Source organism: Flavobacterium muglaense (genome assembly GCF_014305155.1).
Lineage (GTDB): Bacteria > Bacteroidota > Bacteroidia > Flavobacteriales > Flavobacteriaceae > Flavobacterium > Flavobacterium muglaense.
Window position 1 is genome coordinate 87857 of sequence record NZ_JACRUK010000003.1, and the last position, 21416, is coordinate 109272.

Below are 21416 nucleotides of genomic sequence, written 5' to 3' on the forward strand. Positions count from 1 at the left end.
AAAAATGGTAGATAAACTTAAAATTCAAATCGCAGATCAGTTTCCTTTTTTGGACAATAAAAAACTACTGCTGGCTACTAGTGGCGGACTGGATAGTATGGTAATGGCTCATTTATTCCAGCAATTACATCATGATATTGCACTGGCGCACTGCAATTTTCAGTTGCGTGGTGTGGAGAGTTTTGGCGATCAAAAATTTGTTCAAGATTTTGCTGATACCAATAAAATCCCGGTTTATGTCACTCAATTTGATACGTTGGCTTTCGCCAAAGATTATAAACTTTCTACTCAGGTTGCAGCTAGAGATTTGCGATACAATTGGTTTTACGAGCTATTGGAGTCCGAAAATTTCGATTATATATTAACCGCACATCATGCCGATGATAATATAGAAACCTTTCTAATTAACTTGAGTCGTGGTACCGGTTTAGAAGGATTAACAGGTATTCCTGCCGAAAACGGCAACATCATTCGACCTTTATTAGCGTTTTCAAGGGATGAAATTGCGCAATATGCCCATGATCATGGCATTGAGTGGCGAGAAGACAGCAGCAATGCTTCGGAGAAGTACCTGCGCAATAAAATTCGACACGACTTAGTGCCGTTACTCAAGGAATTAAATCCGCAATTTATAAGTTCGTTCCAAAAAACACAGTCTTATTTACAACAATCAGAAGCCATGGTAGAGGATGCTTCGATTATGGTATATCAACAAGTGGTACGACAAGAAGAAGACGAAATTTATATTGATTTAAAGCAATTGTTGCGTTTGCCCAATTACAAATCGTATTTATACCAATGGTTAAAGGAGTTTCAATTCTCGGCTTGGGATGATGTTTATAACCTAGTAGATAGTTTGTCAGGAAAACAAGTTTACTCGTCTAACTTTAGACTGATTAAAGATCGTGATTTTTTAATTCTGAGTCCGATTAATTTTGAAGAACAACAGCAAGAGTATTTGATCTCACAGGGAGTGCAAGACGTTAAGATTCCCTTAAAACTGTCGTTTTGTAAAGTAAATGACATTTCGGTTAGCGCAAATACGGCTATATTTGTAGATGAAGATAAATTAGATTATCCGCTCATTTTGCGCAAGTGGCAAGAAGGCGATGTTTTTCAGCCTTTTGGTATGGAAGGCAAGTCGAAAAAGCTAAGTAAGTTTTTTAAAGACGAGAAATTTTCTTTGTTAGAAAAAGAAAATTGCTGGATTTTATGTTCAGGAGAAGCAGTAGTTTGGATTGTTGGGTACAGGCAAGACGAACGTTTTAAAATACAAAGTACAACACAAAACATATTAAAAATAGATTTACAATAATGAAGAAAATTATTTTTTTACTGCTGGGTCTTTTGGCTTTCGCCAATGTAAATGCCCAAATTTTAGATCCCGTTAAATGGACTACTAAAATTGAAAAAAAATCCGAAAACACGTATCTGTTAACTTTTGACGGAGTCATTGAAAAAGAATGGCATATGTATTCTCAATATACACCAGATGGAGGACCGTTAGCCTTGGAAGTTGTTTTTAAAAATGCCAAAGGAAACTTTAGCATGATTGGGAAAGCCAAAGAGAGTAAAACGCGAACAGCTTACAACGATATTTTTGAGGTAAACGAAACATTTTTTGAGCGCAAAGCGCAAATTCAACAAGAAATTAAGGTAACGAACCCCAAAATAACAAAAATTGATGCCGAATTAAACTATCAAGTTTGTAAAGAAGTTTGTATCAACCTAGAGAAAAAATTTAGTTTTGTAATTCCGGTAAGTGAAACTACCGCTGTTGTAGCTGCAGATACCAAAACAGAAAAGCTTGCAATTGAAACTCCTGCAGTTGTAGATACAGTTGTAGCCGCGTCTCCTGAGCCAAATTTAGGAAATAGTGACGTACTTGAAGCAAAAACTACAAACGAAACAATTGCAGCTCCCGCAGTAGATTCTAAAAGAGGATTGTGGTCTATCTTTTTCTTCGCATTTTTAGGAGGTTTGGCAGCTTTGATGACGCCTTGTGTGTTTCCTATGATCCCTATGACGGTAAGTTTTTTTACCAAACAGAGTAAAAATAAGGCGGCAGGAATAAGAAATGCTATAATTTACGGAATTGCCATTATTGTTATTTATGTAATGTTAGGTTTTCTGGTGACTTGGGTCTTTGGTGCCGATGCATTAAATGCGCTTTCTACCAATGTGTGGTTTAATATTTTATTTTTTGTATTGCTAGTGGTTTTTGCAGCTTCCTTTTTAGGAGCTTTTGAGATTATGTTGCCTAATTCTTGGGCTAATAAAGTAGACAGTCAAGCCGATAGAGGGGGGATGATTGGGATTTTGTTCATGGCATTAGCCTTAGCAATTGTGTCGTTTTCATGTACTGGGCCTATCGTAGGGACTTTATTGGTTGAGGCGGCTTCAAAAGGAGGAATAGCACCTATTGTAGGTATGTTTGGTTTTTCTTTGGCATTAGCTTTGCCCTTCATGCTGTTTGCAATGTTTCCAGGATGGTTAAACTCATTGCCAAAATCAGGTGGATGGTTGAATACTGTAAAAGTTGTTTTAGGGTTTTTAGAATTGGCTTTGGCTTTTAAATTTTTATCGAATGCCGATTTAGTGTTACAATTGCATTTGCTTGAAAGAGAAGTTTTCTTGGCTATTTGGATTGCTATTTTCGGAACTTTAGCCTTGTACTTATTTGGAAAAATAACCCTACCACACGATAGTCCGTTGACTCATATTTCAGTTGGGCGCTTAATGATGGGATTATTAGTTTTGACTTTTACAGTTTATTTGATTCCAGGTTTATGGGGTGCACCTCTTAAATTAATAAGTGCTTTTCCACCTACAATGGAGTACAGTGAAAGTCCTTTTGGTGTTGGAGGTTCAGGAAATGCAAGTGAAACTGTTGCTTTGCCGGATGGTGCAAAAAGTGGACCTCACGGACTTGTAGTTTTTGATGATTACGAGAAAGGATTGGCTTACGCCCAAAAGGTTAATAAACCCATTATGCTCGACTTTACAGGTTATGCCTGCGTAAATTGCCGTAAAATGGAAAACAATGTTTGGTCTGAAGCAACAGTGTTAAAACTATTGAAAAACGAGATAGTGCTGATTTCTTTATATGTTGATGATAAAAGAGATTTGCCAAAAGACCAGCAATTTATATCAAAAACGACTGGGTCAACTATAGAAACAGTAGGGGATAAGTGGACGGATTTTATGATATCTAAGTATAAAACCAATACACAACCTTTATATGTTTTAACGGATTTAGAAGGAAATAGTTTGAACCTATCGATACCAACAATTAGTTATGTACCTGTGGCAGAATACCAGTCTTGGCTAAGTGCGGGAATAGCTAATTTTAAAAAATAAGCGGTAATTATTAATTAGTTATAAAAAAAAACTTGCTCTAGGGCAAGTTTTTTTTATGTCCAGTTGTAAACGATAAAAGTTTTTTAGGGTTAATTGTAGTCTGTTTAAGTAGTTTTTTTATAGCTCAGGTTAGTTGTTTCACTAATGATAGTATTGAATTGTTTAGTGATGTAACTGTTTGTTTAGTGCGTAATTTAATCCCCAAAAAAAAACTCCCTGAGAATGAATTCCCAAGGAGTTGTATTATTGAAAAGTTTACTTGATTTACAAGAATTCTCCGTGTTGCGAAATGTCTAATCCTAATTCTTCTTTATCTTCAGAAACTCTTAGTGGAGTAATTTTATTTACGATAAAGAATAGAAAGTAAGAAGCAGTAAATGCAAATACTGATACGATTACTAAAGCTGTTAATTGGTGAATGAATAACGTAGTTTCACCAAAGATTAGTCCTTGATCAGTTACTGCTGGATTGATTGCTTTTGAAGCAAAAACTCCTGTTAATAACATTCCAGTCATACCACCTACACCGTGACAAGCAAAGACATCTAAGGCATCATCAATTTTACCTTTTGGGAATTTACTCACTACAATATTACTCACAATACTACTGAAGATCCCAATGAAAATAGCATTAGGAATACTTACAAATCCTGCTGCTGGCGTAATAGCTACTAGACCTACAACGGCACCAATACAAGCACCCATTGCTGATACTTTATGTCCTAATATTTTATCAAAGAATACCCAAGCCATTCCAGCTGCTGCAGCTGCTACAGTTGTTGTTCCTAAAGCTTGAACCGCTAATCCATTGGCAGCTAGTGCTGATCCTGCATTAAACCCGAACCAACCGAACCATAATAATCCAGTTCCTAGTAATACATAAGTAATACGAGCTGGGTTTGATTTTTGTCCTTTTCTTTTTCCTAAAAACATAGCTCCTGCTAGTGCAGCCCATCCAGCACTCATGTGTACTACTGTTCCTCCAGCAAAATCTAAAACTCCCATTTTAAAGAATAGTCCGTCTGAATGCCAAGTCATATGGCATAATGGAGCATACACAACAATGATGAATAGCACCATGAACAACATATAAGCCCAGAAACGAATACGTTCTGCAAATGCACCTGTGATTAAAGCGGGTGTAATAATAGCAAATTTAGCTTGGAATAAAGCAAAAAGCATGAAAGGGATTGTTCCCCATGCAGTTGCGGTACCCACGTTTTGAAACATAAAGTAATCCATTGGGTTTCCAATAATTCCACCTATAGATGTTCCAAATGATAAACTGAAGCCAATAATGACCCATAATATCGTAACAATGATCATAGCCATGAAACTTTGTAACATGGTACTAATAACATTTTTCTTTCCTACCATTCCTCCATAAAAGAATCCTAGTCCAGGTGTCATGATTAATACTAATGCTGTTGCAACAATCATCCAGGCAGTATCACCTGTGTCAAATTTTGCCGCTTCAGCAGGAAGTGGGTTTTCAGTCATTAGAAAGTTGGTACAGATCGTAAGTACCAAAAGTGTTACCAGAATAACGCTTAAAATAATTTTCCTCATAGTTTTTTGGTTTGTTTTTTTTAGTAAAAGTATAAAATGTATCAACGTCCCTATAGAAAACTGTCCTTTGTTCTGTTATTTTTATTAATATAAAAGTTTACCCCCTATAATTTTAAGGGTGCATGCTTAAAAAAGTGTTAAAAATCATAATTTGGTAATCTAGCTGTGTCTTATTTGGTGTTTATTGATTAAAATTGTCCTTGTTTTATGTTTTGAGGTATAAAAAAAGACCAATTTCAAGGAATGAAATTGGTCTTTTTTGTAAAGTTTACTTTAAATAAAAAATACTGTAGTCTTGTATCAGTACTTCTGCCACTTATTTTTGATTGTACTTTTCTTTATAAATAGCGTTCAGCTTTGTTTGGTGTGTTTCGAGATTTAATTTTCTACCTTGTATGAATGCATTATAGATCAAGTTGGTTCTCATATCAAGCGCATCACCTTCAGAGATAAATAAAGTAGCGTCTTTTCCTTCTTCAAGTGTTCCGCATAGGTTGTCAATTCCTAATAGTTTCGCAGTGTTAGATGTGATAAGTTGTAACGCTTGCTCTTTGTCTAAACCATAAGCAGCACAAGTACCAGCAAGGAAAGGTAAATTTCTAGTATTCATTCTTTCCATGGCTCCACTGTTTTCCAGTCCTACTATTATTCCTTTGTCGGTTAATATTTTGGCCATTTTATAAGGTAAATTAACATCTTGGTCGTCGTACTCAGGCATATCGTGAACGCGTCTTAAAAGGACACCTACATTGTTTTCTTTTAAAATATCGGCTACTTTATAGGCTTCAAATCCTCCTACAATAACAATTTTATTAACCCCATTGCTTTTTGCAAGGTTGATCGCGTCAACAATTTGCAATTCATTGTCGGCATGTATGAATAAAGTTTGACTTCCGTCAAAAAGTCCTTTTACCGATTCGAATATTAGATTTCTGTCTTTTGAAGCAGCTCCCAAATACGCTTTTGAATCTGATAAAAAAGTTTTGATTTCGTCTACTTGTTTTGCATAGTCCTTATTTAGTGTAATTCCTCCTGGTTCAGCCCACCATCCTGATTGATTGAAGGTAACTGGAAAGTTCAAGTGGATTCCGTCGTTTTCTTTCATTACCGCATCTTGCCAGTTCCAAGCGTCTAGTTGTACCACAGATGATGTACCAGATATACGGCCACCTCTAGGTGTGATTTGTGCAATTAATATTCCATTTGGACGCACAGTTTCAATTACTTTTGACTCGGCGTTATACGCAATTAAACTTCTAACATGTGGGTTCATGTTTCCAATTTCGCTTTCATCATCAGATGATTTTACCGCATCGATTTCGACTAATCCTAATGTAGAATTAGGCGCTATAAAGCCGGGATAAACCTGTTTTCCTTTGGCATCTATGGTAATATCATAGGCTCCGTTTTGCAAACGAATGGTAGTGGCATCTGCAACTAGGGTTAGTTTTCCGTCTTTAAAACCGATGGCGCTATTTTCTATAACTTTTCCGTTCCCTAGATGTGCCGTTCCGTTCAGGATTAAAATAGATTTACTTTGTTTGCTTGCCGGCGCTTGTTGTGCTGTTATTGATATACTGAATATCAATACTAAAAGATATATTTTTTTATTCATTATTTTCGAATTATGATTAGTGTGATTGTATAAGTGAAGCCGTTTTTTATTGTTCTAATGTATCACAATGGTATTCTTTCTTCGCTTTTTTCTTAGGCTCTTGAGTGCTCATTCCCTTATTTTTTTCGTCTAACATTTGACCTATTAATAGGTTTCTGTCTTTAGCTACCTCAGTTCTTTTTAGTGCATCTTTTTCGCTATCGTAATAAACGACACCTTCAATAATTGTTTTTTCTACTTGGGCATAAATAGATAACGGATTGTTGTTCCAAAGTACGATATCGGCATCTTTTCCTACTTTGATACTTCCTACTTTATCATCTAAGTGAAGTAATTTTGCAGGATTCAAGGTTACAAATTTCCAAGCTTCCTCTTCGGATAAGTTTCCGTACTTAACTGCTTTTGCTGCTTCTTGGTTTAGTCTTCTTGACATTTCGGCATCATCAGAGTTGTAAGCTACTAAAACACCTGCATTATGAAGAATTGGGCCATTAAATGGAATAGCGTCATTTACTTCAAATTTATAAGCCCACCAATCAGCAAATGTAGAAGCGCCTACACCATGCTCTTTCATTTTATCAGCCACTTTGTATCCTTCTAAGATATGTGTGAAAGTGTTTACTCTAAAATTGAATTTTTCGGCTACATTCATCAACATTAAAATTTCCGACTGTACATAAGAGTGACAACTAATGAAACGTTCTTTATTTAGTATCTCAGCTATAGTTTGTAGCTCTAGATCAACTCTAGGTGCTTTTTCTTTGTTTTTCTTCGAACTAGCATTGTATTTTTTCCAGCTTTCATCATAGTCTTTAGCACGTTGAAAATAATCAGTAAAAACTTGTTCTACTCCCATTCTTGTTTGTGGAAAACGTGTTGGATTATTGTTTCCCCAGTTTGATTGTTTTACATTTTCTCCTAAAGCAAATTTGATAAATTTAGGTTGGTCTTTGTATAACATTTCATCTGGTGCTGCTCCCCATTTCCATTTTACAATGGCAGATCTTCCTCCAATAGGGTTCGCTGATCCGTGTAGTAACTGTGAAGTGGTTACACCTCCAGCAAGTTCTCTGTAAATATTAATATCATCCGAGTTTACTACATCTTCAATCGTTACTTCGGCAGTAGAGTTGTGTCCGCTTTCATTGACTCCATTCGAAATAGCAATATGAGAATGCTCATCGATAATTCCGCTAGTTAAATGCTTTCCTTTGGCATCAATTACTGTTGCGTTTGCATCAGATAAATTAGTTCCTATAGCTGCAATTTTTCCGTTTTTAACTAATACGTCTGTTTGTTGCACGATTCCTTCTTTTTCATTCGTCCAAACGGTAGCGTTTTTAAACAATAAAGTTTGCTGTGTTGGTTTTTGTGTGTTTCCAAATGCAATGTTTGGATACATAATAGGAAGTACCAGATTGTTTTTTTCAACCTTATCCTCTTTTTTTTCTGCTACAAATGGACCTGTTTTAGTCGCTGACCAAGTTGATTCTTTTCCATCAAAAGAGATTGCTTTACCACTTAGAGTAGTATTTGCATCTAAGTAAGTTGTAAGTCTATTGAATTTGTTAGCAGTAGAATCTTTATCTTTAAGGATCAAAGAAACCCAGTTGTTTGCAATGGTTAGTTTTGAGTTTACTTTTGTGCTATCAATTGCTTTAATTTCTGATGTTGGAGCACTAATTTCGCCCTTTACAACCCATTTGTAAGAATCATTATTGATTTTTAAATCATAATTTCCACGAATGTCTTTGGCAGTAATATCATTAACAACGTATTTCGTTCCTTGTACCCAGTTTTCGTAAAGGATTGTTTTTTTATCGAATACTTCTCCAGATGTAATAAGGAAGTCAGCGTAAGCTCCTACTTTTAAATTTCCTATTTCATTGCTTTTTCCAAGTAATGCTGCAGGAACAGTAGTTAATGCTTCCAGTGCTTTGGTTTTGTCGAAACCATATTGTATGGCTTTTAAAAGATTTGTTCTAAAATCTTCCATTTTCTTTAACTTATCAGTAGTCAAGGCAAATACGATTCCGTTGTCCGAAAGCACTTTTAAGTTTGTTGGCGCTTGGTTCCACATGCGTAAATCAGAAAAATCCAATTGACTTGCTTGATAAGGGTTTGAAACATCGTATGCTTCCGGGAAATCGATAGGAATAATAAATTTAGCATTGCTGCTTTTGATTTCGGCTATTCTTTCAAACTCATTTCCTCCACCTTTTAAAATGTAGTTTAAGCCAAATTCCTTTCCTAATTTAGCTGCTCGCAAGCTATTTAATTTATCTTCGGTTGTGAAGATTTGTACTAAATTTTCATTTTTAATTAAAGCTTCTAGCGATATATCTTTTGCAATAGCGTTTCCTTTTTTATACCAATCCATATCAAGGTACATTTGACGTACTAATGCAATCATCCCCATTAGCGAACTTGGATACGCTTGATTAGAGGCTACGCTTCTTGAAAACCCAAAATGATTTGTGATTTGGTTTGAAACTACTTTTTTATTAGCAGTATCATCATTGTTTAACGCAATTAGAGCACCAGTACCTTGAGCAACTCCATCAGCAATGTGACTGCCTACCATTCCAAAACCAGCTTTTAAAAACTCTTCGGCCTTTTTATTGTCGTAGCTAAAGCTTTCATAGGAGTTCACTTCTGAGCGGATGTGCTCATTCCAGTAATATCCTTGTCGCTTTGTGTCATAAGTTTGACTTAAACGAGATCTTTCACTTTTTTGAGGTTTTTCTACACCAAAATTGGTGTACATATCTATAAAGGAAGGGTAAATTGATTTTCCGTCTAGATTTACAGTTGTTGCATTTTTAGGTATTGTAACCGTTGCTCCTACACTTACTACTTTTCCGTTTTGAATAAGTAAAGTACCTTTCTCAATGATTTGAGTAGGAGTAATGTAGATTTTAGCATTTGTAAATGCGGTGTAATTGTTGTTTTTACTTTGAACACTTTCGTTATTTGGAAAATATTCTTGTGCTTTAATTTTTGGAACAAAAATCAATAAAAATAGGAAGGGAAAAAATCTTTTCATATGGTTACAGTTAATTTTTATTAAAAGTAAAAAATCAATACCATATATTGTTGTAAATCTATAAAATTAACAGTTGTTTGTTTAATAAAAACAAAAAGTACCAGCGAAATGTTTGTTTTTTGCTAATAAAACAAAAATGGGAATATGTTATTTTCATATTCCCATTTTGGATATTGGTTGGTATTGTTATAAAAACGAGGAGTTACCCAATTCTTTTTTCGATATAATCGGAGTTTAAAAGGTATAGCGCTCCCATATATTTTATTTTGAAAGAGACTAAGTCGCCTATTTTATATTTCTTTGTCGAATGCGAAATATCAATTACTAGCATATCTGAGCTGGCATCGATTATTTTAATACCTGCATCTTCGGCCTCAATGTACTGTGGCTGCATGTCAAGTAAGCCAATGTCTAAGATGGCTCTTAATGAAGTTTCGCCTAGATCATCTGTGTTGTTAGGTACATAGCTGGTTCCTACACCGCTTTCTCCCAATTCACCTATTGGCGCATCGGGCTTTTCGGTGATTTCAATTACTTCGGCATATAATTTAAAGACATCATTATGCATGCCTTCAATAGTGTCGCCTGTGAATAAATCTTTTCCGAAAAACAAGGCTTCACCTATTCTAAAGTGATTTACCGCCATAGGACGAGCATTTTTCAGCATTAATGGTATCGCTACCGAAGTTCCTCCGGAAACCCAAGGAATACTGATGTCAAATTTTGCTTCGATAAGTTGTTTGTACAAACTAAGCTGAATCAATTTGTCTTGTGTAGGCATGATGCCGCTTAAACAATTAAGGTTGGTTCCTATTCCGCGAATTTCAATATTGGGTAATTTTAGAATAGCACCATAAAACTCGACTAGTTCTTCACCCATTACGCCTTCACGTAGGTCTCCCATTTCAATCATGATGATGATCTTGTGGACTTTATTTTGTTTTTGTGCTTCTTGCGAAAGGAGTTGGATTGTGAAAATTTCAGTATTAAAACTTACATCTGCATAGCGTACAATTTTTTCAATACTTCGTTTTGCGGGAGGTTTGATATAAACTGTTTGAATGGTAGGATCTAAAGCTTTAACTTTCCTTAAATTGCTAATACGGGAATCGTGTATTTCTCGTACACCAAGCGCAATTAATTCTTTAAGGTATAATTTATTTCCGCAAAGTAATTTTGAAACAACTCCCCATTGTATGTTTCTCGCTTTGAAAAGGGTATCGAGAAAGCTATAGTTTTCTTCTAATTTCTTTCTGTATAATTTTATAAAAGCCATTATTCTATTATTTTACGCGGAATCGTTTTTGAAATTCGGGTCAGCAATTCATAATTCAATTGATTACTAAAATCACTAAAAGAAGCTACTGAGACAGTAAGATCTTGTTGCGTACCTATTAAAACGACTTCGTCTTCCTTGTTTACAATTTCGACATCCGTAACATCGACGGTCATCATATTCATATTGACAGATCCTACCACAATACAACGTTGTCCGTTGATTAAAACCCGTCCTTGATTACTCAAAGAACGACTATATCCATGAGAATATCCTAAAGGAATCACAGCTATTTTCATTTTTCTTTCGGCCAAGAAGCTTGTTCCGTATCCTATAAAATCGCCTATATTGACTTTTTTTACACTCATGACGTTGCTTTTCCAGCTAATCACGCGATGCAAAGGGTCGGTTTTATTTTTAGTAGTATTCAAATAATTAACAAAAACCTCTGGACTTGGCCATAAGCCATATTGCATAATACCGATACGTACCATGTCCATTCTAGTTTGGGGAAACATCATCGATGCTGCTGAACAAGCCGAATGTTTCATCTGAGGTCTTAGGTCTTGATCACAAAGATATTGATAAATGTCGTTGAATTGTTTGATTTGCTTTTCAACTCGGTAATAATTGGCAATGCTTTCGGCTCCTGCATAATGGGTACAAAGTCCTTTAAAAACAAGGTGTTCTTTTTCTTTTTTTAGAATGGGAATGATACTGCTAAGCTCTTTTTTCTCAAAACCAGTCCTGTTCATTCCAGTTTCAATTTCGATATGGAGGATGGCTTTTTTAGTTTGTTTTTTGGCTATCTTCAGTGCTTTTGAAAGTCGGCTTTTATCGAATACAAAAAATTCAACATCGTTGGCAACAACCCATTCCATATCTTCATCTTGCACAAGTCCCATTACCATAATAGTGGCTTTATCTTCAAGAGTAGCTTTCACAATTTTGGCTTCTTCGACATCAAAAACAGAGAAATGAGTGATTCCTATATCATACGCCATAGCAACAAATTCTTTGATGCCGTGGCCATAGGCATTCCCTTTTACAACAGAAGAAAGTAGTACTTTTTTTCCAAATGTAGTTTTAAGAAAACTGATGTTTTTTTGGTACGCTTGTTTGTTAAGTTCTATAATCGAATTAGTGTGCATTCGTAATTTGTTTGCTTATTTGTAAAAAGGTTTGAAGTCCAGTTGCAATAATTTCATCTGGAAAATCATAATCAGGATTGTGTAGGGCAGGAGTAGTGATACCTGAGCCTAACCCAAACATAGCGCCCGGGAATTGTTGTGTAAAAAGACCAAAGTCTTCTCCCCATGAAAAAGGACTTTCTTTTTCTAAAATTTCAAAATCATGAAATTCAGCTGCTTTTAGGATCTGTTGTACCGCTTCTAGATGGTTTTCATTGGCTTGAAAGCTTTGAGTCCAAGAGGTTTTGCATTTCAAGTCGAATTTAGCCGCAATGGATTGAGCAAGTTGTTCTAACTTACTTTCAATGTGCTTCATTTGAGCATTACTATTGGTACGAACAGTAAAATGAATTTGAGCAGCATCCGCCGAAACACCATACGCTTTTTTACCCATTTTGGAATAAATAGGAGTAATCAAGCAATAATCTTTGTTTGAAATATCGTCTTGTATGAATTGATCAAATGCGGTGGTGATTTTGGCTAAAGCCAATGCAGGATTAGTTCCTTTATGTGGTTCCCCTGCATGAGCTGTAATTCCTTTTAGTTTTATGATTAAGCTATTTACAGCACAACTAAAAGTATTGTTTTTTACCACGATTTGATGCTTTTTATAACCTGGAATATTATGTAAGGCGAAAGCAAAATCAGGTTTGCAGCTAAACTGCGGATCATTATAAACTGCAGCAGCACCACTTCCGTCCTCTTCGGCGGGTTGAAAAAGCAAAATAACAGTTCCTGTTTCGGGTCTGTTGTAATGCAATTCCATAGCTAAACCACATAAAATTGCCATGTGCCCGTCATGTCCACATTTATGAGAAACGCCATTAGTCAAAGAACGATGTTCAAATGTGTTGATTTCTTGAATGGGCAATGCGTCTAGTTCACAACGAAATAATACTGTTTTACCAGCAGTTTTTCCGTTATAAATGGCTAGAATACCTGTAGTCCCCAGTTGCGTTATGAGTTCATCTGGAGGATAATTTTCAAGAAAAGAAGTAATCCTTTTAGCGGTTTGAACTTCTTTTCCTGAAACTTCTGGATTTTTATGTAATTCCTTTCGCAATAGCGTAAGTGCAGCTAAGCGTTGGTTTAAATTTTCCATTTTGGATTATTTGATGAGACGCATTTCTAGGTATTTGTTTGTAAATCCCAGTTTTTCGTATAATTTTTTGGCAGGATTATCCGGCTCTACGTGAAGTGCAATGTTTCCTTCGGCAATCGAAATGGCTTTTTGCATCAATTGTTTTCCGTAACCTTTTCCGCGTTGACTATTGTCTACGGCTATGTAAACCAAAATGTTTTCAGGAATAAAATCTTTCATTCCGGTATTGTTTAAAATCGTAACACCTACAATTTTGTCATCGTCAAGACCTACTACAATATTTCCACCTTTATCCGGATTCATCACATAAGCGATACATTTTAAAATGTCTTCGACCTTATCTCCGTATTCTTCTAAATGTGTGAAAAGAAATTGAGCTATTATTTGATTTGTGTGCGTTTTGTCTTCTCCTGAAGCAGCATTAATTATTTTGAATTCCATTTTGTTTTTCTTTTTTATATTGATAAATTGATATAGTATAAAATAAAATTAGCGAAATACTGATGCCATAAATATTCGCATCTAGATGTTCGGGTAATTGTAATCCTAAAGGTAATTTATTTTCGGTGATTATTAATAAAATTGTGGTGGCTCCGCCAAAAAGCATGCTCCAAAAAGCGGCGATTGGATGGCTTTTTTTCCAAAAGAGTGCGCCTAGAACCGGAATGAATAAACCCGAAACCATAAAGGCATAGGAGTACAGCATGAGTTCTAATACGTTTTGCATTTGCGAAGCCAATAAAATAGCAAAAACACCAATTAACAAAGTAACTAGTTGTGAGAGTTGCAATTCTTTTTTATGAGTAAGTTCTTTTTTAGAAAATTTAGCAATAATATCAGTAACTATATTTCCCGAAGCCGCCATTAAACAACTATCAGCCGTAGACAAGATAGCCGAGAAGTAAGAAGAAAGCATCAACCCCATCAATCCTACCGGAAGAATAGTTGCTAGTAAAACAGGTAATCCCATTTCGCTATCCATTGAAGCGGCGTCTGTAATTCCTTCAAACATGCCGTTTGTAGCGGCTACTTTGGCTAGCATCCCAAGAATGACTCCCATAAATGCCATAATAGGCCACTCAAATACTCCGGCAATCAACCACGCTTTTTTAGCTTCTTTTTCGCCTTTACTGGCATATATTCGTTGGTACAAAGTCATTCCCACAAACCAAATTGGGATGATGGTGATCGACCAATTTAGAATTTGGTACCAGCTCACATTAGTTAGTGATAAATATTCGGGTGCTAGTGTTGCTTTGATCACATCATATCCGCCTACTGCGTGGTAAGCTATAGGAATACCAATGAAAACTAAGCCCCCTATTAGAATTAGCCACTGAATGGTATCGGTATAAATGACTGCTTTTAAGCCACCAATTGCTGTGTAAACTACCGCTATGGCCCCCATGACAATCAATGCCATCTGGATGTCAAGACCTTCTATAGTTGCCGAAGCTAATTTGGCTCCAGCCAAAACCTGTGAACTTGTAAAACCGATGTATCCAATAGCGGAGATAATTCCAGCCAGTAGCGCAACTTTACTATTATAAAAATGACCAAATATTTGAGGGAAAGTGAAAAATTTGTACTGATGTCCCAATTGACTTACTTTCGGAATCAGGAATACGGCACTTAGCCAAGCGCCTAGTAGTCCAGTAAACAACATCCAAGATCCGGATATTCCCATAGTAAAACCTAAACCTCCAAGCCCTATGGAAAAACCACCACCTACATCAGTGGCTACAACAGATAAACCAATGTGCCAGCTGCTCATATTGCGACCGCTTACATAAAAGTCTTCGGCAGTTTTGTTTTTGTTAAAAAAATACACTCCAACACCAAGCATAGCGAGCATATAAACGACAAAGATTAGATAATCTATCCAGTGCATTTGGTTTCATTTATGATTATTTATTAGCCTGATTATGGAATTTTTCCAAAAGGCAACAGATGCAGCGAACTACAAATAAAGGATGATTTATATCGCGATTCTATGAAAAAGAAATCAGATCAGGTTTGTTGCGAAAAATGTAATAAAAAACGTTTTTTGGCGGTAAAAACCATATAAATCTCGGCAAATATAAGAATTTATATCTGATTTTCTAATATTTATAAGCTATGGTTTTTGACCAAGGTTTGCGATCTGATGTTTCTAGTATTAATTTTAACGTTAAAATAGTCCTATACGTACCATAAATTATTCTCCAGGGTGGTACGTACGTTCAGCATTTTTTTCGACTTCTTCTTTGTAGAATAAAATATCTTTGAACTTTCCTTTTTGGTACATTTCAGATTGGTCATTAAAGTGCTTTGAATTTGGGTCGCTACTGTTTCCTCCAGCCAGCAGTGATTTTGCTTTGATTTTTGGACCAAATTCCACAGCGCAAACAAAACTATTTCCATTAAATCCATATCTTTTTTGTGTACCCTCTTTATAAGTACTCCTAAAAGCAGGTAAAGATCCCCAAAGTGCTGGGCCAAAACCAATAGGTAGGCTTGTTAAGGTATCGTCGTATTTTAAATCAATTGCTCCAGATAACCTTTGGAAACGATTTATATCTCCATAGGGAACTTGCCAGGTACCAAATTTTGTTTTTAATTCATTTACAACCTGCAATAATTGTGGGAGTAGTTGTTCATCAGTTGCGTCTTGGGCAAATTTAGTTGTGTTTTCAATTTGGTCTGATTCGCCTTGATCGATGTATACTTTTTGTAATATGGGATCCAGTTTTGTGGCCCATTCTATAGCTAGAGTTGTAGCAATCGAGGTCTCGCTAGAGTGATAATCCCAGTTTTTAAGCATAGCAATAGGTTCTGTTAATTGACTGTATTGCGCGTTTTCTGTGTTTTTTTGCTTTTCAAAGCTAGATATTAATGCTGGAATTAAGATTTCAAAAGCGCTGAGTTTAGTATCATAGCCATCGGCAATAATTTTATCTAAAGTATATTTTTCGCCCTTAGTTAAAAGGCGGACAGCATTTATGGCTCTAAAGTTTTCTCCATCTGGTGCCATATAAGGCGGGTAGTTTTCCTTTTTAGGACTGTTATCTCCCGCAACTGAAAAAGGGGTAGAATTGCAGTTTTGTAACCAACCATTTATCGGGTTGTAAGAATGAACGGTTTCAGTGACTTCATGTAATCCTTTCCATTGGGTTGCAGCTGTTGTTCCATCCACAACTTTGGACCAATTTATGGTTTTATCCCTAATAGGTACAAAATTACCGTGCCAATATGCAATGTTACCTTGGGAATCGGCATAAACAGTATTGTTGGAGGTATTTGCTTTTAAGTCCATTGCAGTTTTGTAATCTTCAAAACTTTTAGATTTGGTTCTTAACCAACTTTGTTCAAGACTCTTCATGGAACGATTATACGATTTTAAGCTAATCCATTTTCCATCTCTTTGCGCCATTATGGGACCATGATTGGTTGCATAAGTGTTGAATTCTTTACTTTCAATTTTGCCATTTTGCAAATATTTAATGGTTATTATTTTTTCTTTCAGCGGAATTAATTGATTGTCATATTCATAAAATTTCTTGTCGTTTTTCACCACAATTTTTTCGGCATACATATCAGCAACATCCGCATTTGACGAGGTGTGCATCCAGCCACAGTTTTCGTTAAACCCTTGGTATATAAAAAACTGTCCCCAAGTAACAGCTCCATAAGCATTTAATCCTTCTTCACTACTGATTTGTACTTCGGGTCTAAAATAAAAGCTCGTGTGGGGATTGATGTATAAGATCGCATTTCCTGAGGCCGTTTTTGAAGGAGCTAATGCAAATCCGTTTGAGCCCGTTTGTACATCTCTTACTCTTTCTATGTATGATACTTTATTATTGTTACCAGAGTAAAAGGATTTTAATTCTCCAGTGGTAAGATCTCCTGTGCTAATAGCTCCAATACTTCCATCAGTCCAAAGTAGAGGATACCATGGCTCAAAATGTTGTAACAAAGCTGGTTTTACCTTCGGATTTTTGTATAAAAAATAATTGATTCCATCTGCATAAGCGTTTAATAGTTTTTTTAACCAAGGCTTAGCTTGTTCATAATCGTTTTTTGCTTCTTGTTCATCTATTATTAATTTTATTTCTAAATCGTTATATAAAACAGAAGGTCCTTTTATTTCGGATAATCGCCCCAATTTTTCTATATAATTCATTTCTATTCGATTAAAATCATCCTCACATTGTGCGTATAATAGACCAAATACGGCGTTCGCATCTGTTTTTCCATATACATGAGCAATACCCCAGTTGTCTCTAATTATCGTAACTTGTGTAGCTTCTTTTTGCAGTCTATTAATCTCTTTTAGTGTTACTTTTTGAGAAAAAACAGGGCCGCATGCTATTAAAAAAAGGAAGCTAAATTGGAGGTGTTTTATATAATTTTGCATCACTATTTAATTTTAAATTTTTGTTCACTTTTATAAATACTCATTTCTAGATTTTCTATAGATATGAGATTGTTTTTTTTATATTTTTTAATTCCCTTAGGGTTTTTAACTACTATTACTTCGCTTTCACCGGTGACTTCGATCTCGTTGTTTCGAACAATAATGGCTGTACTTTCGTCAATACCAATACCAATGTGTGTGGGGAATTCGACTAGGGCAGAAAGTAATCGGTTGTAGCGGCTTCTTTTTAAAAAGTGTTGATCAATTATTACATTTTTTACTAAACCTAAACCCTCAGAAGTTTCAAGATTATCATATTTGATATTGTCAAAAGTTCCCGAGTACTCTTTATTTAATTTCTGATTTCCAGTTATCATATGTTCGCACATTACTGCTGCACCTGCGCTGGTTCCGCCTATAGTGCTCCCGTTTTGATAAGCATCATGTATGGCAGTTTTTATAGGTGTATTGTTTACTATATTCATAAATCGAGTTTGATCTCCTCCAGTGATGAAAATAAGTTTTGCTTTCTGAAGCGAGTCTGTCCATTTTTGATTTAATGCTGTCGTTTTGTCAAAATTGAGCATCACTACAGGATTTGAGGTCAATTTCTTTAATTGATTGTTGATATAGATATATGAACTGTCAGGCTCTTCGCTAGACATTGGTAATATAACAATGTAATCTTTGGTATTCAATTCTGAAATTGAGAGTAAATGCGTCAATAAACTATCCGATCGGTCTCCACCACCAATAATAAAAAGTTTTCCTTTTGATGATTGGGCTTGCAGGATTCCAATGCTGAAAAGAATGGCAATACTCAGATAAAATTTTGTAAGCAAGTTGTGTCTGTACATGATTTATAATTTTAAATTGTTAAATTTATGCGTTTTTTCAATATTTATGTTAAAAGTATGTATATTTATCTTATGATTTGATTTTTTTAAGTTTAAATCACAGCTTTTTTGAAATAACAACTTATTATATATTTTGTTTTTGTTTTTTTAGCAAAAGCTGTGCATTTATTCATAAATTTTCAATTTTAAACATTCTTACTAATAATTTATTTTGTCTAAATGAAAAAAACATTATTTTTCTTGCTACTCTTTTTTCTAGTAATAATCACTGCAAAAGCTCAGTTAAAAACACCGTCCGAATTTATTCCTGATTATGGAAAACAAATTAGTTACTACTATCAAGTGGAGTCCTATTTTAAATTTTTAACTGAAGAATCAAATTCTATCAAAAAACAAAACTATGGAAAAACCTCAGAGGGGCGAGACTTAATGGTATATTATATATCGACTCCTGAGAATTTGGCCAACTTAGATTTAATCCGAAATAATAATTTGGCTGCTATTGGCTTATCTGACAAAGTTTCTAAAACTATTGGAGATAAACTTATTGTATGGTTGAGTTTTAGTGTTCATGGAAATGAATATGCAGGAACCGAAAGTGCAATGACGGTTGCCTATCAATTATTAAATCCAAATAATCCTGAATCCAAAAAATGGTTAGAAAACACGATCGTAATTTTAGACCCATGTATTAATCCAGATGGATACTCAAGATATGGGAATTGGTTAAGGGAAATTTCTGGAAAAAAAACACATCCTGAATTATCCGATAGAGAGCATATGGAAATATGGCCTGGTGGGAGATTCAATCATTATTTATTTGATTTAAATAGAGATTGGGCTTGGCAAACTCAAATAGAGTCAGAGCAACGTTTAGCTTTATACAATGAATGGTTACCTCAAGTACATGTTGATGTACATGAAATGGGGTATAACTCCCCTTATTTCTTCCCGCCGTCTGCTGAACCATGGCATGAATTTATAGACAAATATCAAAAAGATTTTCAAAATGTTGTTGGTGAAAAAATTTCGAATAAATTTGATCAAGAAAATTGGCTATACAATACCAGAGAAACCTATGATATGTTTTACCCTAGTTATGGTGACACTTATCCCACATATAATGGAGCTGTAGGAATGACTTTTGAGCAAGGTGGTATTGGAGCTGGAAGAGCTGTTTTATTAGAAAATGGATCTGTATTGACGATGCAAGATCGAATCAATCATCATGTAAAGTCTGTTTTAACCACAGTTGGTGCAGCAGCCTCTGAATTAGATCATTTAATTCAGGGTTTTAGAAAGTATATGACCAATTCCAGAAAAAACATAAAAGGAAAATACAATACCTATGTTCTAAAAAATAACGCAAAACTTGAGCAATTAACTGTTTTATTGAAAAAAAATAAAATTGAATTTGCTTACGCTGATGCAAATCAAAAAGCGATAGGCTTTAATTATCAAACTCAAAATGATAAAAGTTTTGCTATTGACATAAACGATTTAATTATAAAAGTGGATCAACCCAAAGCTGTTTTGACTCAAATGTTATTTGAACCCTATAATAAATTAAATGATAGTTTATCTTATGATATTACAGCTTGGAATCTTCCGCTTGCTTATGGGGTGGAAGGATATGCATTAAAAAATAATTTAAACATAAAAACGAAAGCTATTATTGAACCTATAGAACATAATACACCTCAAAATGTGTATGCTTTTTACGTTCCTTGGAATAATCGAATTTCGGCACAAGTTTTATCATCGTTGCATCAAAATAATATTAAAGTGAGAGCAGCACGTGAAAAAGCAATTTTTGGCAAGCTAACTGTCGAAGCTGGTGGATTAATTGTGAGTAAGGCGGATAATCCCAAAATAGTTGATTTTGAAAAAACAGTAATTGACATTATAAAAATTAAAAATGATTATAACTTTATCAATACAGCATATACCGTAAATGGAAAAGATTTAGGAGGAGAAAATTTTTTCCTATTGAAAGCACCTAAAATTGCATTATTATCAGGTAAAGGAGTTAGTTCGACTGAATTTGGTGCTGTGTGGTATTATCTCGATTCAGTTATAGGTTATCCGGTAAGTGTTATCGAGACAACTAATTTTGACTTATTGAATTTGAACGGATATAATACCTTAATCTTGGCCGATGGTAGCTATGATTTTTCGAAAGAGCAGCAAAGACGAATTGATGATTGGATTAATAATGGAGGTAAAGTAATTGCTATGAATAATGCTTTGAATCTTTTTGCCGATAAGGAAGGATATAGCCTTAGTCTTTATGATTCGGATGAAGATAAAAAGGCTTCTGAAAAGGAAGTGAAAGATAAAGAATCAAAAGATCGTTTCTTGGATTATAAAGGTTCCGAGCGAAGAGCTATTTCCGCTACAGTTACTGGCGCTATAATTGAAAATGTTTTGGATACTACTTATCCTATGTCTTTCGGGTTAGGAGATAAATATTTTAGCTTGAAAACAGATTACAAACAGTATCCGTTAGTTAAAAATGGTGTAAACGTAGCTTATATTCCGGTGGACTACAAGAGTTATGGTTTTATTGGAAATAATTTAAAAAAGAAATTAAACAAAACCGTAAGTTTTGCTGTTGAAAGCAAAGAAAATGGAAAATTGATTTATATGATAGACAATCCATTATTTAGGGGTTTTTGGGAAAACGGAAATTTATTATTTAGTAATGCCTTATTTTTAGTGAACTAAATTTAGTTGGTATAATTTTAAAATTCAAATTAATAAAGAGGTTGTCTTGTATAAAGGCAACCTCTTTTTATAAATTTATATCAAACATAAGGTATCAAAAGGGAAATTAAAATTTTTAAACCTTCAAAATTGGATAAAAAGTACACTTTTTGAAGTAATTCGTAAATTTTTTATTAACAAAAAATTATGATTTTAACATTATTATCTTTTAAATTCTATAATTTAATAGTAGAGTAGTGAGTTTTTTGTTAATGTGTTATTTTTTAACTAATTAT

General features: G+C 34.7%; 13 protein-coding genes. 3 read left to right on the plus strand and 10 right to left on the minus strand.

Annotated elements, in window-relative coordinates:
• Positions 1–4: 4 nt before the first annotated feature.
• On the plus strand, positions 5–1315 hold the full coding sequence (tilS, locus tag H8R24_RS02380) for a tRNA lysidine(34) synthetase TilS (protein WP_187016990.1): 1311 nt from the start codon (positions 5–7) through the stop codon (positions 1313–1315).
• On the plus strand, positions 1315–3360 hold the full coding sequence (locus H8R24_RS02385; protein WP_187016989.1) for a protein-disulfide reductase DsbD family protein: 2046 nt from the start codon (positions 1315–1317) through the stop codon (positions 3358–3360). Before tilS ends, H8R24_RS02385 begins: the two co-directional genes overlap by 1 nt.
• Before the next feature lie 264 nt (positions 3361–3624).
• Here the strand turns inward: H8R24_RS02385 and H8R24_RS02390 are convergent, their stop codons facing one another.
• The 10 genes from H8R24_RS02390 to H8R24_RS02435 all read right to left on the minus strand — a co-directional run bounded on the left by H8R24_RS02390 (position 3625) and on the right by H8R24_RS02435 (position 18414).
• On the minus strand, positions 3625–4929 hold the full coding sequence (locus H8R24_RS02390) for an ammonium transporter (RefSeq protein WP_187016988.1): 1305 nt from the start codon (positions 4927–4929) through the stop codon (positions 3625–3627).
• Between the two features lie 316 nt (positions 4930–5245).
• Positions 5246–6544 (minus strand): amidohydrolase family protein, encoded by a 1299-nt coding sequence (locus H8R24_RS02395; RefSeq protein ID WP_187016987.1) that lies wholly within the window; start codon positions 6542–6544, stop codon positions 5246–5248.
• Between the two features lie 46 nt (positions 6545–6590).
• Complete coding sequence (locus tag H8R24_RS02400; RefSeq protein ID WP_187016986.1) at positions 6591–9590, minus strand: amidohydrolase family protein; 3000 nt, start codon at positions 9588–9590, stop codon at positions 6591–6593.
• 202 nt (positions 9591–9792) lie between these two features.
• Positions 9793–10866, minus strand: a complete 1074-nt coding sequence (locus tag H8R24_RS02405) for an alanine racemase (protein WP_187016985.1) — start codon at positions 10864–10866, stop codon at positions 9793–9795.
• The gene (alr, locus tag H8R24_RS02410; RefSeq protein WP_187016984.1) at positions 10866–12017 is read right to left on the minus strand and encodes an alanine racemase; all 1152 of its coding nucleotides are present in this window, start codon (positions 12015–12017) and stop codon (positions 10866–10868) included. The genes H8R24_RS02405 and alr overlap by 1 nt, the downstream gene beginning before the upstream one ends.
• A complete protein-coding gene (locus H8R24_RS02415; RefSeq protein WP_187016983.1) occupies positions 12007–13158 on the minus strand; it encodes an amidohydrolase in 1152 nt (383 codons plus the stop codon). The genes alr and H8R24_RS02415 overlap by 11 nt, the downstream gene beginning before the upstream one ends.
• Before the next feature lie 6 nt (positions 13159–13164).
• Positions 13165–13599, minus strand: a complete 435-nt coding sequence (locus H8R24_RS02420) for a GNAT family N-acetyltransferase (RefSeq protein WP_187016982.1) — start codon at positions 13597–13599, stop codon at positions 13165–13167.
• Entirely contained in the window at positions 13580–15049 is a 1470-nt protein-coding gene (locus H8R24_RS02425; RefSeq protein WP_187016981.1) for a sodium:solute symporter family protein, read from the minus strand. Before H8R24_RS02425 ends, H8R24_RS02420 begins: the two co-directional genes overlap by 20 nt.
• Before the next feature lie 306 nt (positions 15050–15355).
• Positions 15356–17557 carry a penicillin acylase family protein gene (locus tag H8R24_RS02430; RefSeq protein WP_187016980.1) on the minus strand — a complete coding sequence of 734 codons (2202 nt, stop codon included), beginning with the start codon at positions 17555–17557 and terminating at the stop codon, positions 15356–15358.
• Positions 17558–17559: 2 nt separating this feature from the next.
• The gene (locus H8R24_RS02435) at positions 17560–18414 is read right to left on the minus strand and encodes a cyanophycinase (protein WP_187016979.1); all 855 of its coding nucleotides are present in this window, start codon (positions 18412–18414) and stop codon (positions 17560–17562) included.
• Positions 18415–18633: 219 nt separating this feature from the next.
• On the opposite strand from H8R24_RS02435, the gene H8R24_RS02440 reads away from it, so the two are divergent.
• Complete coding sequence (locus tag H8R24_RS02440; protein WP_187016978.1) at positions 18634–21141, plus strand: M14 family zinc carboxypeptidase; 2508 nt, start codon at positions 18634–18636, stop codon at positions 21139–21141.
• The last annotated feature ends 275 nt before the right edge of the window (positions 21142–21416 follow it).